At 72.9% G+C, this 15,410-nt stretch carries 11 protein-coding genes; 9 read left to right on the forward strand and 2 right to left on the reverse strand.

Annotation, left to right across the window (positions count from 1 at the left end; all coding sequences use genetic code 11):
- Window positions 1-2,071 (forward strand): AAA family ATPase (locus ACIHEI_RS31645; RefSeq protein WP_396609123.1); only part of this gene is annotated, 2,071 nt, incomplete at its 5' end.
- A gap of 24 nt (window positions 2,072-2,095) precedes the next feature.
- On the forward strand, window positions 2,096-3,361 hold the full coding sequence (ftsY, locus tag ACIHEI_RS31650) for a signal recognition particle-docking protein FtsY (RefSeq protein WP_387649280.1): 1,266 nt from the start codon (window positions 2,096-2,098) through the stop codon (window positions 3,359-3,361).
- 109 nt (window positions 3,362-3,470) lie between these two features.
- Here the strand turns inward: ftsY and ACIHEI_RS31655 are convergent, their stop codons facing one another.
- Window positions 3,471-4,136 (reverse strand): bifunctional DNA primase/polymerase, encoded by a 666-nt coding sequence (locus ACIHEI_RS31655; RefSeq protein WP_396609124.1) that lies wholly within the window; start codon window positions 4,134-4,136, stop codon window positions 3,471-3,473.
- A 432-nt stretch (window positions 4,137-4,568) separates the two neighbouring features.
- On the opposite strand from ACIHEI_RS31655, the gene ACIHEI_RS31660 reads away from it, so the two are divergent.
- The 7 genes from ACIHEI_RS31660 (at window position 4,569) to ftsH (ending at window position 14,591) form a co-directional block, all read left to right on the forward strand.
- Entirely contained in the window at window positions 4,569-6,023 is a 1,455-nt protein-coding gene (locus tag ACIHEI_RS31660; protein ID WP_392955319.1) for a hypothetical protein, read from the forward strand.
- A 175-nt stretch (window positions 6,024-6,198) separates the two neighbouring features.
- Window positions 6,199-7,515, forward strand: coding sequence for an ammonium transporter (locus ACIHEI_RS31665; protein WP_396609125.1), 1,317 nt, complete (start codon window positions 6,199-6,201; stop codon window positions 7,513-7,515).
- A complete protein-coding gene (locus ACIHEI_RS31670) occupies window positions 7,512-7,850 on the forward strand; it encodes a P-II family nitrogen regulator (protein ID WP_387649291.1) in 339 nt (112 codons plus the stop codon). Before ACIHEI_RS31665 ends, ACIHEI_RS31670 begins: the two co-directional genes overlap by 4 nt.
- A complete protein-coding gene (locus ACIHEI_RS31675) occupies window positions 7,847-10,219 on the forward strand; it encodes a [protein-PII] uridylyltransferase (protein WP_396609145.1) in 2,373 nt (790 codons plus the stop codon). The genes ACIHEI_RS31670 and ACIHEI_RS31675 overlap by 4 nt, the downstream gene beginning before the upstream one ends.
- 103 nt (window positions 10,220-10,322) lie before the next feature.
- Window positions 10,323-11,876: a signal recognition particle protein gene (gene ffh, locus ACIHEI_RS31680; protein ID WP_387649293.1), complete on the forward strand. Its 1,554-nt coding sequence runs from the start codon at window positions 10,323-10,325 to the stop codon at window positions 11,874-11,876.
- 228 nt (window positions 11,877-12,104) lie between these two features.
- Window positions 12,105-12,629, forward strand: coding sequence for a GNAT family N-acetyltransferase (locus tag ACIHEI_RS31685; RefSeq protein ID WP_396609126.1), 525 nt, complete (start codon window positions 12,105-12,107; stop codon window positions 12,627-12,629).
- A 57-nt stretch (window positions 12,630-12,686) separates the two neighbouring features.
- On the forward strand, window positions 12,687-14,591 hold the full coding sequence (gene ftsH, locus ACIHEI_RS31690) for an ATP-dependent zinc metalloprotease FtsH (RefSeq protein WP_396609127.1): 1,905 nt from the start codon (window positions 12,687-12,689) through the stop codon (window positions 14,589-14,591).
- Here ftsH and ACIHEI_RS31695 read toward each other — a convergent pair.
- A complete protein-coding gene (locus tag ACIHEI_RS31695) occupies window positions 14,578-15,387 on the reverse strand; it encodes a class I SAM-dependent methyltransferase (protein WP_387649301.1) in 810 nt (269 codons plus the stop codon). The genes ftsH and ACIHEI_RS31695 overlap by 14 nt on opposite strands.
- Window positions 15,388-15,410: the final 23 nt, after the last annotated feature.

Raw genomic sequence — 15,410 nt, forward strand, 5'->3', positions numbered from 1 at the left:
ACTGCTGATCGCCGCCGATGGCACGGACGTTGACGACCGGCTGCCCGAAGGTGCCCGCCCGGCAGGGGAGTTGGTCGACGGACCGATGGCCGCCGCCGCGGACGCCGTCGCCGTCGAGGACGTGGCCACCGCCGCCGCCGCACTCACCCGGCTCCGGGCCGAGGACGGCGGCCGGGCCGCACTGCTGATCGCCGCCGATGGCACGGACGTTGACGACCGGCTGCCCGAAGGTGCCCGCCCGGCAGGGGAGTTGGTCGACGGACCGATGGCCGCCGCTGCCCGAAACCTGCTGCGCCGCACCGCCGTCGTCGAAGACCTCGACGCCGCACAGCAGTTGATCGACCGGCAGCCGTACTGGACGGCCGTCACCCGGGACGGCGACCTGCTCTCCGCCACCCTCGCGCACGGCGGCTCGGCCGGCGCGCCCAGCCCGCTGGAGACCCAGGCCGCCGTCGCCGAGGCCGCCCGCGGTATCGAAGAACTCGACGCCCGCTGCGAAGAGTTGACCCACCGACTGGCCGAGACGCAGGAACACCACCGCGAACTCGGCGCCGAAGTCGAACAGTTGGCCGCACTGCGTCGGCAGGGCGAGAAGCAGCGCGCCGAACTCGCCGGAGCACTCGGGCGATCGGGCGGCGCCGCGCGCGCCGCCGCCGGCGAAGCCGAACGCGCCACCACCGCCGCCGCCAAGGCCGAGAGCGGCCTCGCCGAAGCCCGCGCCGCCGCCGAAGAACTCGCCGAACGCCTCGCCACCGCCGAAGAGTTGGCCGACAGCGGCGAGGACGAACCCAACAGCGCCGAACGTGACCGGCTGGCTGCCGCCGGTACCGCCGCCCGGCAGACGGAGCTGGAATCCCGGCTCGCCGTCCGCACCCACGAAGAACGGGTCCGCGGACTGGCCGGCCGCGCCGACCAGTTGGACCGCGCCGCCCGCGCCGAACGCGAAACCCGGGCCCGCGCCGCCGAACGCCGCGCCCGCGCCCGCCGGGAATCCGCCGTCGCCGGAGCCGTCGCCACCGGCGCCCGCCACCTGCTCGGCCGGATCGAGGAGACCCTCGCCGCCGCCGAGACCGAACGCGCCGCCGTCGAGGCCGACCGGGCCGCCCGCGAGGGCGAACTGCGCCAGTTCCGCGAACACGGCCGCGAACTCCAGGCCGAACTCGACCGGTTGGTCGACGCCGGCCACCGCGACGAGGTGCTGCGAGCCGAGAAGCGGCTGCGGATCGAGCAGCTGGAGGCCAAGGCGCTGGAGGAGTTCGGCATCGAGGCCGCCGAACTGCTCACCGGCTACGGCCCCGACCTGCCCGTCCCCGCGCCGCCCGCCGAGGACGGCGAGAGCGCCGGCGAGGAGCGCCCCTACGTCCGGGCCGAGGTCGAGAAGCGGCTCAAGGCCGCCGAACGCGCCTACCAGCAGCTCGGCAAGGTCAACCCGCTCGCGCTGGAGGAGTTCGCCGCCCTGGAGGCCCGCCACCAGTTCCTCGGCGAACAGCTGGACGACCTGCGCAAGAGCCGCCGCGACCTGCTCGACATCGTCCGCGACGTCGACGCCCGGGTCGAGCAGCTGTTCACCGCCGCCTACCACGACACCGCCGCCCAGTTCGAAGGCGTCTTCGCCCGGCTGTTCCCCGGCGGCGAGGGCCGGCTCGTCCTCACCGACCCCGAGAACATGCTCACCACCGGTGTCGAGGTCGAGGCCCGCCCGCCCGGCAAGAAGGTCAAGCGGCTCTCCCTGCTCTCCGGCGGCGAACGCTCGCTGACCGCCGTGGCACTGCTGGTGTCGATCTTCAAGGCCCGGCCCAGCCCGTTCTACGTCATGGACGAGGTCGAGGCCGCGCTCGACGAAACCAATCTGCGCCGACTGATCGCGATCATGGAAGAACTTCGGGAAAGCTCCCAACTGATCGTCATCACCCACCAGAAACTCACCATGGAATCCGCCGACGCCCTGTACGGCGTGACCATGAAGGGGGACGGCATCTCCCAGGTGATCAGCCAGCGCCTGCGGATGCCCGAGAGACCGCCACAGCACAGGACGAAAAGGCTGGAGCCCGCACAACCCGGGCCGGCATAGGCGCTAAGTGATACTGGACGGGTTATGGAATACGTGATCCTTGCCGTTGTCATCGCGGTGGTCGCCATCGGCGCGATCACCGGACTCGTCGTTTCCGGCAGACGACGCAAAGAGCTCGACAAGCCGAGCCAGACCCCCACGATCACCGCGCCGCCCACTGCGGACACCAAGAGCGCGCCCACCAAGCCGGCCGAGACCGCCGCGCCGCCGACCGTCGAGAAGCCCGCGGTAGCGAAGCCCGCGGCGGAGAAGCCGGCGGTCGAGGAACCGGCGGCGGAGAAGCCCGCGGTCGAGGAACCGGCGGTCGAGAAGCCCGCCGAGGAGGTGCGGATCGAGGAGGCGGAGGCCGCCCCCGCGATCGAGGTCCCCGAACCCACCGCCGGACGCCTGGTGCGCCTGCGCTCGCGGCTCTCCCGCTCGCAGTCCACGCTCGGCAAGGGCCTGCTCACCCTGCTCTCCCGCGACCGCCTCGACGAGGACACCTGGGAGGAGATCGAGGAGACCCTCCTCACCGCGGACGTCGGCGTCGGCGCCACCCAGGAACTCGTCGACAACCTGCGCACCCGGGTCAAGGTGCTCGGCACCCGCACCCCCGACGAGCTGCGCGGACTGCTCCGCGACGAGCTGATCAAGCTGATCAACCCCGAGCTGGACCGCACCGTCCACTCCGTCAAGACCGACGGCGGCCCCGCCGTGGTCCTGGTGGTCGGCGTCAACGGCGTCGGCAAGACCACCACCACCGGCAAGCTCGCCCGCGTCCTGGTCGCCGACGGCCGCAAGGTCGTGCTCGGCGCCGCCGACACCTTCCGCGCCGCCGCCGCCGACCAGCTCCAGACCTGGGGCGAACGGGTCGGCGCGCACACCGTCCGCGGCCCCGAGGGCGGCGACCCCGCCTCCGTCGCGTTCGACGCGGTCAAGCAGGGCATCACCGACGGCGTCGACACCGTCCTGGTCGACACCGCCGGCCGCCTGCACACCAAGACCGGCCTGATGGACGAACTCGGCAAGGTCAAGCGGGTCGTCGAGAAGCACGGGCCGGTGGACGAGGTCCTGCTGGTGCTCGACGCCACCACCGGCCAGAACGGCCTGGTGCAGGCCCGGGTGTTCGCCGAGGTCGTGGACATCACCGGCATCGTCCTCACCAAGCTGGACGGCACCGCGAAGGGCGGCATCGTGATCTCGGTGCAGCGCGAACTCGGCGTGCCCGTCAAGCTCATCGGCCTCGGCGAAGGCGCGGACGACCTCGCGCCGTTCGAGCCCGGCGCATTCGTGGACGCGCTCCTGGGCTAGCCGCCCGGGTGGGTGCGAGAACAGGGGCGCGGGGGACTGCGCGAGGCACCCGGCAGCAAGGTCCGTTCGAGGAGGGATGTTCTCTCCTGGGACGGACCTTGCTGTGTGTTCAACCCGCCAGCGAGGTTTCCCGATCGCGGGTGCGGTGGCACGCGTACGCCAGGGTGCCCAGCAGCAGGCGGGCCTCCGGCGGGGGGTTGTCCGCGGTGGGGCGGCGCAGCCATCGCATGGGGCCGAGCGGGCCTAGGGCGACCGGTGGGGCGGCCAGGTAGGAGCCGAGGCCGTGGCAGGCGAGGTCGAGGGAGGCGTCGTCCCAGCCCATGCGGTAGAGCAGGTCGGGCAGGCGCTCGGCGGTGCGCGGGGCGACGAAGAGCAGCAGTCGGCCAGTGGGGGAGGCGAGGACGGGGCCGATCTGGGTGCCCATCCGTTCGAGCCGGAGCAGGGCCTGGAGGCCGGGCTGGGCCGGTACGTCCAGGACGTCGAACTGGTGGCCGGTGGGGAGCAGGAGCGGCGCGTCCGCCGGACAGCTCGCGGCGAGTTCGGCGGCGCCGGTGCCGGGGGCGATGAGCGGGCCGACCCGCTGGTGCAGGTTGGGCGCGGCGCAGAGCGGGACGGCGCATTCGCAGCGGGCCGAGGTGTGTGCGGGCGGGCTGCCGGCGGCGAGCGTCCAACCCCAGCGCTCGGAGTACTCGGTGGCGGCCTGGAGCGCGGTGGGCCGGGTGCGGCGGCGGGCGCCGAGGGGCGCGCGTCGCAGGGTGCCGAACAGCTTGTCCATACCTCCCCCAACAGCTTCCGGTTGCCGGTGGTTACGGGATTGTGACGGTGCGTCGCCCGGTGGGCGTGTGATGCGTGGTGCGCCGGAGGCGCGCGCGGACCGGCGCACACCGATTCGCGCGGCTCGGGCGAGCAAGCGCCTTGTACGGGTGGTTCGGATGCCGGATCGTCGTTGCCGCACGCGTGCCTCCGTCGGGTCCGGGCATGTGCCGGGGTCATGCCGGGCTGACACATAGTGAAGCGCGGCTCCACGCCCGGTAGTTCACTCGTGGGGGTGGCGAAGGGTGGCGTTTCAGCGGCGTCGCTCCCTCGGATGGCGGAGGGACGCTACGTTCTGGATACGGAATGCAGCGGACCGGTCACTGCGGTCGGCGAAATGACGAGTCGTCAAGGCGAGCGGGAGCCCCGGGCCGGGGCGGGATGGGGACTTCCCATGGGTGAGAAGCAGCCGAACGAGAAGCTGGGCTCCTGGTTCGCGCGCAGTGGCTGGTCGAAGGGCGAGCTGGCCCGCCAAGTGAACCGCCGGGCCCGTCAGATCGGTGCGCACCACGTCTCCACGGACACCTCCCGGGTACGTCGCTGGCTGGACGGCGAGCAGCCGCGCGAGCCGATCCCGAAGATCATGTCCGAGCTGTTCTCCGAGCGCTTCGGCTCGGTGGTGGCGATCGAGGACCTCGGCCTGCGCGCCGCCATCCCGGTGACCACCGTCGGCGGCGGGGTGGACCTGCCGTGGAGCCCGCAGCAGACCGTGCAGGCGATCAGCGAGTACTCCCGCAGCGACCTGATGCTCAACCGCCGTGGATTTCTCGGCACTTCGCTTGCGCTGACGGCCGGCGCGGCGCTGATCGAACCGATGCAGCGCTGGCTCACGCCGGGTCCGAACGGCGAGCCCACGCCGATCCTGGCGGCGGCCAACGGCGGCGAGCAGTTCTCCGGGCGGCTGTCCGAGCCGGAGATGCAACTGCTGGAGCAGACCACCGAGATGTTCCGGAAGTGGGACGCCCAGAACGGCGGCGGCCTGCGCCGCAAGGCCGTGGTGGGCCAACTCCACGAGGTCACCGACCTGCTGCAGGAGACCTACCCGGAGGCCACCACCAAGCGGCTGTTCCGACTCACCGCCGAACTCGCCCACCTGGCCGGCTTCATGTCCTACGACGTGGGCATGCACCCGAGCGCGCAGAAGTACTACGTGCTGGCGCTGCACGCCGCCAAGGAGGCCGGGGACCGGCCGTTCGGCGCGCACGTGCTGACCGACATGTGCCGGCAGATGATCCACCTGAACCGCGGCGAGGACGCGCTGGAGCTGATCCACCTGGCCCAGTACGGCAGTCGGGACACCGCGAGCACCCGCCAGCAGTCGCTGCTGTACGCGATGGAGGCCCGCGCGTACGCCACCATCGGCGAGGTCAACCGCTGCGCCCGGGCGATCCGGCTCTCGGAGGACACCTTCACCGACATCAACGCCGGTGACGAGACGCCGAATTGGCTGCGGTTCTTCTCGGCCGCCGAGCTCAACGCGGAGAACGGGCACTCCTACCGGGACTTGGCGTACACCTCGGACCGGAGCGCCGCGATGGCCAAGGCCGCCGAGCCGATGATCACCAAGGCGGTCGACCTGTTCCGGAAGGACGGCGACCACGTCCGCACCTACGCGTTCAACCTGGTCGGCATGGCCTCCGTCCGGCTGCTGCAGCGCGAGCCGGAGGAGGCGGCGGAGTACTGCGAGGCGGCGGTGGACATCGCCCGCAAGGTCCGTTCGGAGCGGCTGAACACCCGGGTCAGGAAGACCTCCGAGGCCGCCACCCGGGACTTTCGCGGCGTGGCCGGCGTGGACCGGCTCGCCGAGCGGGTGGTCCAGGACATCCCGGAGTTCGTCTCGGTCGTCTAACCTGCCGCCGCGCCCGGTTCACGCGCCCGTAACGGGCGCGTCGACCACGTCACCGCGGTGAAACACCGGGCCGCATCGGCGGAAACCCGCCTTCGGCACGCTCCTCCCATCGCCGCCGTTCCGGGACAGGCACACGTCCCGGCACGGAGCGGCTTCCAGCTGGGAGGAGACGCCGATGCCGGAGGGCTTCAGCGCGGGCGACACCGCCTTCGTGTTCATCAGTGCGGCCCTGGTCATGGTGATGACCCCGGGTCTGGCCTTCTTCTACGGGGGCATGGTCAGGGTCCGGAGCACCCTCAACATGCTCGCCATGAGCTTCATCTCGCTCTCGATCGTCAGCGTGCTCTGGGTGCTCTACGGGTACTCGCTGGCCTTCGGGCCGGACGCCGGCGCCGGGCTGGTCGGCAACCTCGACTTCGTCGGGCTGCGCGGCATCGACCTGAACGCGCTCACCGGCAGCATCCCGGTCACCGCGTTCGCCGCGTTCCAGCTGATGTTCGCGGTCATCACGCCGGCGCTGATCAGCGGCGCGATCGCGGACCGGGCCAGGTTCGCGTCCTGGAGCCTGTTCGTGGCGCTCTGGGTGACGATCGTCTACTTCCCGGTCGCGCACTGGGTGTTCTTCTTCGACGGCGGCCACGGCGGCTGGCTCGGCGACCGGGCCGGCGTGATCGACTTCGCCGGCGGCACCGCCGTGCACATCAACGCCGGTGCGGCGGGCCTGGCCCTGGTGCTGGTGCTGGGCCCGCGGATCGGCTTCCGGAAGGACCCGATGCGCCCGCACAGCCTGCCGCTGGTGATGCTCGGCTCCGGCCTGCTGTGGTTCGGCTGGTTCGGCTTCAACGCGGGCTCGGCGCTGGCCGCCAACGGCGTCGCCGGGATGGCGTTCGTGAACACCCAGGTCGCCACCGCCGCCGCGATGCTCGGCTGGCTGGCGTACGAGCGGCTGCGGCACGGCGCGTTCACCACCCTCGGCGCGGCGTCCGGCGCGGTGGCCGGACTGGTCGCCATCACCCCGGCCTGCGGTTCGGTGTCGCCGCTCGGCGCGATCGCCGTCGGGTTGATCGCGGGTGCGGTGTGCGCCGCCGCGATCGGCCTCAAGTACCGCTTCGGGCTGGACGATTCGCTCGACGTGGTCGGCGTCCACCTCGTCGGCGGGGTGATCGGCTCGCTGCTGGTCGGCCTGTTCGCCACCGGCCACGTCGGACAGTCCGCGGCCGGCCTGTTCTACGGCGGCGGGTTCGGCCAACTCGGCAAGCAGGCCCTCGGCGTGGCCGCCGTGCTGGCGTACTCGTTCGTGCTCTCCTGGCTGCTGGGCACGGCGATCCAGCGGACGATCGGCTTCCGGGTCGCCGCGGACGTCGAGGTCTCCGGCATCGACCAGGCCGAACACGCCGAGTCCGCCTACGACTTCACCGCCCTCGGGGCCGGCTCGGCCCGCACCGCCACCACCTTCACCACCGCCGGAAAGACCGAGGTCGACGCCCGATGAAGCTCATCACCGCCGTCATCAAGCCGCACCGCCTGGACGAGGTCAAGGAGGCCCTGCAGGCGTTCGGGGTGCACGGGCTGACCGTCACCGAGGCCAGCGGGTACGGCCGGCAGCGCGGCCACACCGAGGTCTACCGGGGCGCCGAGTACACCGTCGACCTGGTGCCCAAGCTCCGGGTCGAAATACTCGTCGAGGACGAGGACGCCGAGCAGTTGATCGACGTGGTGGTCCGGGCCGCCCGCACCGGGAAGATCGGCGACGGCAAGGTCTGGTCGGTCCCGGTGGAGACCGTGGTGCGGGTCCGGACCGGCGAACGCGGCCCCGACGCGCTCTGACCGTGACGACCGACCCCGGCGACCACCTCGCCGAACGCGCCCGGCTGCTGGCGGATCCCGAGCTCCCCGCCCGCAGCCGGCGCACCGCGCTGGCCCGGCTCGCCGACGACTGGCTGACCGGCCTCCACCGGACGGCCGGCGCACCCGCCGGCACCGCCCTGGTCGCGGTCGGCGGCTACGGCCGCGGCGAACTCTCCCCGCGCAGCGACCTGGACGTGCTGCTGCTGCACGACGGCCCGCTCGACCCCGGGGTCGCCGAACGGATCTGGTACCCCGTCTGGGACAGCGGCATCGCCCTCGACCACGCCGTCCGCACCCCCGCCGAGGCCCGCAAGGTCGCCGCCGAGGACCTCAAGGCAGCCCTCGGCCTGCTGGACGCCCGCCACCTGGCCGGTGACGCGCGGCTGACCGCCGAACTGCGCGCCCGGGTGCTCGCCGACTGGCGCGCCACCGCCCCCGCCCGGCTGCCCGAACTGCGCGCCCTCGGCCGGGCCCGGGCCGAACGCCACGGCGAACTGTCCTTCCTGCTGGAACCCGACCTCAAGGAGGCCCGCGGCGGCCTGCGCGACCTCGCCGCACTCGACGCGATCGCCGCCAGCTGGCTCGCCGACGCCCCCCGCGACGGCCTGGACGCCGCCGCCCGCACCCTCGCCGACGTCCGCGACGCCCTGCACCTGAGCACCGGCCGCGCCACCGACCGGCTCGCCCTGCAGGACCACGACCAGGTCGCCGAACAGCTCGGCGTGCCCGACGCCGACACCCTGCTGCGGCAGGTCTACGCGGCCGCCCGCACCGTCGCGTACGCCTCCGACGTCACCTGGCGGGCCGTCGACCGGGTGCTCGCCCGCCGGGGTCGGCCCTTCCGAGCGGCCCGCCGGGCCGCGCCCGCCGAACGCCGCCCGCTGGCCGAAGGCGTGGTCGAGCAGGACGGCGAAGCGGTGCTCGCGCAGACCGCCCGGCCCGCCACCGACCCGGCGCTGCCGCTGCGCGCCGCCGCCGCGGCCGCCCAGGCCGGACTGCCTCTCGCCCATGCCACGGTGCGCCGGCTGGCCGCCGAGACCGGACCGCTGCCGGTGCCCTGGCCCGCCGAGGCCCGCGACCGCCTGGTCGGCCTGCTCGGCGCCGGCGAGGCCTGCCTGCCGGTGTGGGAGGCGCTGGACGCCGAAGGGCTGATCGTCCGGCTGCTGCCCGACTGGGAACGCGTCCGCTGCCGCCCGCAGCGCAACGCCGTGCACCGCTGGACTGTCGACCGGCACCTGATCGAGACCGCGGTACGGGCCGCCGCGCTGACCCGCCGCACCACCCGCCCCGACCTGCTGCTGGTCGCCGCCCTGCTGCACGACCTCGGCAAGGGCCTGCCCGGCGACCACTCCGCGGCCGGCGAGGCGATCGTCCGCCGGCTGGCCGCCCGGATGGGCTTCGACCGGCCGGACACCGACACCTTGGCGCTGCTGGTGCGCCACCACCTGACGCTGGTGGACACCGCCACCCGCCGCGACCCCGACGACCCCGCCACCGCCGACCTGATCGCCAGGGCCGTCGGCGACCGGACCCACCTGGAGCTGCTGCACGCGCTCACCGAGGCCGACGCCACCGCCACCGGCCCCGCCGCCTGGTCCGCCTGGCGCGCCTCGCTGGTCGACCAGCTGGTCGCCCGCACCGCCGCCCGGCTGGCCGGCACGCGTCCGCCCACCACCGACGCCCCGACCGCCGAACAGGAGCGCCTCGCCGTCGAGGCCGCCCGCACCGGCGGCCCCGCCCTGGCCCTGCGCGCCGAACTCGCCGCCGACGGCACCGAATCCGTCGGCATCGAACTCACCCTCGCCGTCCCCGACCGCCCCGGCCTGCTCGGCACCGTGGCCGGCCTGCTCGCCCTGCACCGCCTGACCGTCCGCAAGGCCGGCCTGCGCGAACTCGACCCGGCCGGCGCCGGCCCGGTCCTGCTGCTCGGCTGGACGGTGGCCGCCGAGTACGGCGACGTCCCCGAGACGGCCCGGCTGCGGGCCGACCTGCGCCGCGCGCTGGACGGCTCGCTGGACGTGGCCCGCAGACTCGCCGAGCGCGACGCCGCCGCCCCGCGCCGGCCCGGCATCCGCACCCCGCCGCCGGTGGTCACCGTCGCCCCCGGCACCGCGTCCCGTTCGGCGACCGTCCTGGAGGTGCGCGCCCACGACGCGCCCGGCCTGCTGCACCGCATCGGCCGGGCCCTGGACACCGCGGGCGCACGGGTCCGCACCGCGCACGTGTCCACCCTGGGCGCGGAGGCCGTGGACGCGTTCTACCTGACCACCGAGGCCGGCCGTCCGCTGGCACCGGAGCGCGCACAGCAGGTGGCGCAGGCCGTGCGGGACGCCCTGAAGACCCGCTGAGAGCCCGTTCACGCAGGGGCGCAGACCGTCCACCGGGCGTACGGCTACCCTTGGGGGCGACGACAGTACCCGTACTCGATGCCGCAAGGGACCCGCGACCGACGTGTTCGACACTCTCTCCGACCGCCTCGCAGCGACGTTCAAGAACCTCCGGGGCAAGGGCCGTCTCAGCGAGGCGGACATCGACGCCACCGCGCGCGAGATCCGGATCGCCCTGCTGGAGGCGGACGTCGCGCTCCCCGTGGTCCGCGCCTTCATCAAGCAGGTCAAGGAACGCGCCCTCGGCTCCGAGGTCTCCGGCGCGCTGAACCCCGCCCAGCAGATCATCAAGATCGTCAACGAGGAGCTGATCGGCATCCTCGGTGGCGAGACCCGCCGCCTGAAGTACGCCAAGACCGGCCCGACGGTGATCATGCTCGCCGGTCTCCAGGGTGCCGGTAAGACCACCCTGGCCGGAAAGCTCGGCCACTGGCTCAAGGCCCAGAAGCACACCCCGCTGCTGGTCGCCTGCGACCTCCAGCGCCCCAACGCCGTCACCCAGCTCGGTGTCGTGGCGGAGCGGGCCGGCGTCGCCTTCTACGGCCCGCAGCCCGGCAACGGCGTCGGCGACCCGGTGCAGGTCGCCCGCGACTCCATCGAGTACGCGAAGCAGAAGCAGTACGACGTCGTGATCGTCGACACCGCCGGCCGCCTCGGCATCGACGCCGAACTGATGCAACAGGCCGCGGACATCCGCGCCGCCGTCAACCCGGACGAGGTCCTGTTCGTGGTCGACGCCATGGTCGGCCAGGACGCGGTCACCACCGCGCAGGCCTTCCTCGAAGGTGTCGACTTCACCGGCGTCGTGCTCTCCAAGCTCGACGGCGACGCCCGCGGCGGTGCCGCGCTCTCCGTCGCGCACGTCACCGGCCGCCAGATCATGTTCGCCTCCAACGGCGAGAAGGTCGACGACTTCGACGCCTTCCACCCCGACCGGATGGCCTCGCGCATCCTCGGCATGGGTGACGTCCTCTCGCTGATCGAGAAGGCCGAGCAGACCTTCTCGCAGGCCGAGGCCGAGAAGATGGCCGCCAAGCTGCAGGGCGGCGGCAAGGAATTCACGCTCGACGACTTCCTGTCGCAGCTCGAGCAGGTCCAGAAGATGGGCTCCATCTCCAAGCTGCTCGGCATGCTCCCCGGCATGGGCCAGATCCGGGACCAGATCAACAACATCGACGACAAGGACGTCAACCGCGTCGGCGCGATCATCAAGTCGATGACCCCGGCCGAGCGCACCGACCCCAAGCTCATCAACGGCTCGCGCCGCCTGCGCATCGCCAAGGGCGCCGGCGTCCAGGTCGGCGAGGTCTCCAGCCTGGTCGAGCGGTTCTTCGACGCCCGCAAGATGATGGCCGCGATGGCCTCCGGCAAGGGCATCCCGGGCATGCCCGGCATCCCCGGCATGGGCGGCGGCGGCAAGCGCTCCGGCAAGAAGGCCCCCGTCGCCAAGGGCAAGCGCAAGAGCGGCAACCCGCTCAAGCGGGCCCAGGAGGAGGCGGCGGCCGCCGAGCGCAAGGCCCTCGGGCCGGGCCAGGCCGACGGCAACGCGTTCGGCCTCCCGCCGGGCAAGGGGCCGTCGGACTTCGAGCTGCCCAAGGAGTTCAAGGACCTGCTGTAGGAGTGGGTACCAGGGGCGCGGGGAGTCCTGCGCGAGTGATTGGGCGCGAAAACAGGGGCGCGGGGAACTGCGCGAAGCGGAAGGCACCCACACCGCAAGATCGCGACGCAGGACAATGACTTGCACTTGATCGCGACCTTGCGGACGTGGTGAGCGCTGGTCGCGCAGTTCCCCGCGCCCCTGGGTTCGCGCCTGTCCGCTTTCGCGGTATGCGCCATGATGACTCGCATGCGCGTAACGATCCGAGCCCCCCGCCCAGATGACGTCGTTCCCTATGCCGATGCGGTGCGGCGTTCCGCCGAACACATCGGGCGGTGGAACCCGGTGGAGCCCGACGGGTTGCCGGATCTGCTGAGTCGTCAGGGTGCCGGGCTCCGGACGTTCCTGATTTTCGATCAGGAGACCGGTGGCCTGGTGGGCAAGTGCAACGTGGCGAACATCGTGATGGCGCGGTTCCGCAACGGCGTGCTGGGCTACGACTCGTACGTGCCGTTCGTCGGGACGGGACGGATGTCGGAGGGCATGCGGCTGGTGGTGGAGCGGTGCTTCACGCCGGCCGAGCAGGGCGGGCTGGGGTTGCACCGGCTGGAGATCAACGTGCAGCCGGACAACGAGCGTTCGGTGGCGATGGCGCGCCGATTGGGCTTCCGGCATGAGGGGTTCACGCCGCGGATGCTGTTCCTGCAGGACGCCTGGCGTGATCACGAGCGGTTCGCGCTGACGGCGGAGGAGTGGCCGACCCCCGTGCGCTGACCGGCGTCGCGGCGTTGCGCGCCGACCGGTGGTCGGAATGTCCGTATCGTCCGGCTGGTGAGCAACCCTGTGCCGCCGCGTCAGACTCCCGACCAGCCCTGGCGGTCCGAGGGGGCGCCGCCCCCTCCGCCGCCGAAGCGGAAGATGCCGGGCGGCTGGACGGGCCTGATCCTCACCGCGCTGGTGGTGTTCCTGCTGTCCGACCTGCTGCTGAGCTTCTTCGGTGGTGGCGGCTCCACCACCATCTCGTACACCGAGTTCAGCAAGCAGCTCAACAGCGGCAACATCACCAAGATCTACTCCAAGGGCGACTCCATCGAGGGCACCTTGAAGAACAAGCAGCCCAAGCCGGACGGCGGTAAGGGCGACTACACCGAATTCACCACCCAGCGCCCGGCGTTCGCCACCGACAACCTGTGGGGCACCCTCCAGGCGCAGAACGTCGAGGTGATTGCCCGGCCGGTGGTGCAGCAGCGCAGTTTCCTGGCCAACCTGCTGATCTCGCTCGCCCCGATGCTGCTGCTGATCGCGGTCTGGGTGTTCCTGGCCCGCCGGATGGCCGGCGGTCTGGGCGGCGGCGCGCTCGGTCGCAAGGCCCCGCCGAAGCCGGTGGACACCAGTCAGGGCCGGCGCAGCACCTTCCAGGACGTGGCCGGCATCGACGAGGTGGAGGCCGAACTCAGCGAGGTCGTCGACTTCCTGAAGAACCCGCAGGCGTACCGCCGACTCGGCGCGAAGATGCCGCGCGGCGTCCTGCTGTCCGGCCCGCCCGGCACCGGCAAGACGCTGCTCGCCCGCGCGGTCGCGGGGGAGGCGGACGTCCCGTTCTTCTCCGCCTCGGCGTCCGAGTTCATCGAGATGATCGTCGGCGTCGGCGCCAGCCGGGTCCGCGACCTGTTCGCCGAGGCCCGCAAGGTCGCCCCCGCGATCATCTTCATCGACGAGATCGACACCATCGGCCGCCAGCGCGGCGGCGGTGGCGGCATGGGCGGCCACGACGAACGCGAACAGACGCTCAACCAGATCCTCACCGAGATGGACGGCTTCTCCGGCTCCGAGGGCGTCATCGTGATCGCCGCGACCAACCGGGCCGAGATCCTCGACCCCGCGCTGCTGCGTCCCGGCCGCTTCGACCGGCGGATCACCGTCAGCCCGCCCGACCGGGCCGGCCGCGAACAGATCCTGCGGATCCACGCCCGCGAAGTCCCGCTGGCCAAGGGCACCGACCTGGACGTCGTCGCCCGCACCACCCCCGGCATGACCGGCGCCGACCTGGCCAACCTGGTCAACGAGGCCGCGCTGCTGGCGGTCAAGAACCAGCAGGACGCGGTCAACCAGGAGAACCTGTCAGAGGCCCTGGAGAAGGTCCAACTCGGCGCGGTGCGCCCGCTGGTGATGCCCCAGCAGGAACGCGAACGCACCGCCTACCACGAGTCCGGGCACGCCCTGCTCGGCATGCTCCAGACCGGCGCCGACCCGGTCCGCAAGGTCACCATCGTGCCGCGCGGCCGCGCCCTCGGCGTCACCCTCTCCACCCCCGACACCGACCGCTACTCCTACACCGAGCCCTACCTGCGCGGCCGGATCATCGGCGCGCTCGGCGGGATGGCCGCCGAGCAGGTGGTGTACGGCGTGGTCACCACCGGCGCCGAGAGCGACCTCGAACAGCTCACCACCATCGCCCGCTCGATGGCCGGCCGCTGGGGCATGAGCAGCCTGGTCGGCCGGGTCACCGCCGTCCCCAACGACGGCCAGTCCCCGTACGGCCTGTCCGCCGCGCCCACCACGCTGGACGCGGTCGACGAGGAGGCCCGCCGGATCGTCGCCGAATGCTGGGAGGAGGCGATCGTGCTGCTGAACCGCCACCGCCACCGCCTCGACGCCCTCGCCGCCGCCCTGCTGGAGGCCGAAACGCTGGACGAGGACGCCGCCTACGCCGCCGCCGGGATCACCCGCGAGTAGCGTCCTCCGGCCGGAGGCCCGCCACCCAGCGGTACTCGTTCACCATCCGCACCGAGCCGTCCGGGAGCCGGTACGGGTGCAGCGCCTCCTCCAGTTCCTTGGCCACCAGCGCCGCCCCGGCCTGCTGCTCCGCCCGGTCGAACAGGCCGGTGGCCAGCAGCCCGCGGACCGCCGAGTCCAGGTCCGCGTACGCGAACGGGCAGACCACCCGGCCGGCGGTGGACGGGCGCAGACCGGCGGAGACCAGTAGCGACTCCAGCGCCGCCGGAGCGGGCTCCGGCCGGTCCTCCGGCGGGGCGTGCCGGTGCGCCACCTCCAGCACCGCCGTGCTCTCGCAGCGCGCCGCCGGGCCCCGGTCCGCGAGCACCAGCAGCCCGCCGGGGAGCGTGCGCTGCGCCGACCAGGCGACCAGCGCGGGCGTCGGCGACTGCTCGAAAACCGTCACCAGGGAGTGCGCCGGCCGGGGGACGGGGTGCGCCGAACGGGCGAGGCTCCCACCGGGCGCCACCTGCAGCCCGCGGGCCGCCGCCAGCTCGCGCAGCTCGTCGTCCCACTCCACCCCCGAGACCTGCGCGCCGCGTCCCTCGGCGAGCAGCAGCGCCAGCCCGGACCGGCACCCCACCCCGAGCAGGCTGGTCGCCGGGCCGACCTCGAGCCGCCGGTAAACGTCCTGGTAGAGGGGGACGAGCATGCGTTCCTGGATCTCCGCCCAGTCCCGCGCCCGGCCGCACCGCTCCGCCGGACCGTCCGCCCGGACCCGGTCCACGGTGCTGCCGGTCACTCGCGCTGAAGCCATCGCGGCCTCCCAATCGGTCCACG

It is taken from the genome of Kitasatospora sp. NPDC051984 (assembly GCF_044593455.1).
Classification (GTDB): domain Bacteria; phylum Actinomycetota; class Actinomycetes; order Streptomycetales; family Streptomycetaceae; genus Kitasatospora.

Excerpts from the sequence above, each read along its gene's own strand:
- ftsY (WP_387649280.1), top strand. The coding sequence starts at position 2,096 with ATGGAATACGTGATCCTTGCCGTTGTCATCGCGGTGGTCGCCATCGGC.
- ACIHEI_RS31670 (WP_387649291.1), top strand. The coding sequence starts at position 7,512 with ATGAAGCTCATCACCGCCGTCATCAAGCCGCACCGCCTGGACGAGGTC.
- ACIHEI_RS31655 (WP_396609124.1), bottom strand. The coding sequence starts at position 4,136 with ATGGACAAGCTGTTCGGCACCCTGCGACGCGCGCCCCTCGGCGCCCGC.
- ACIHEI_RS31695 (WP_387649301.1), bottom strand. The coding sequence starts at position 15,387 with ATGGCTTCAGCGCGAGTGACCGGCAGCACCGTGGACCGGGTCCGGGCG.
- ACIHEI_RS31660 (WP_392955319.1), top strand. The coding sequence starts at position 4,569 with ATGGGTGAGAAGCAGCCGAACGAGAAGCTGGGCTCCTGGTTCGCGCGC.
- ACIHEI_RS31685 (WP_396609126.1), top strand. The coding sequence starts at position 12,105 with ATGCGCGTAACGATCCGAGCCCCCCGCCCAGATGACGTCGTTCCCTAT.
- ACIHEI_RS31665 (WP_396609125.1), top strand. The coding sequence starts at position 6,199 with ATGCCGGAGGGCTTCAGCGCGGGCGACACCGCCTTCGTGTTCATCAGT.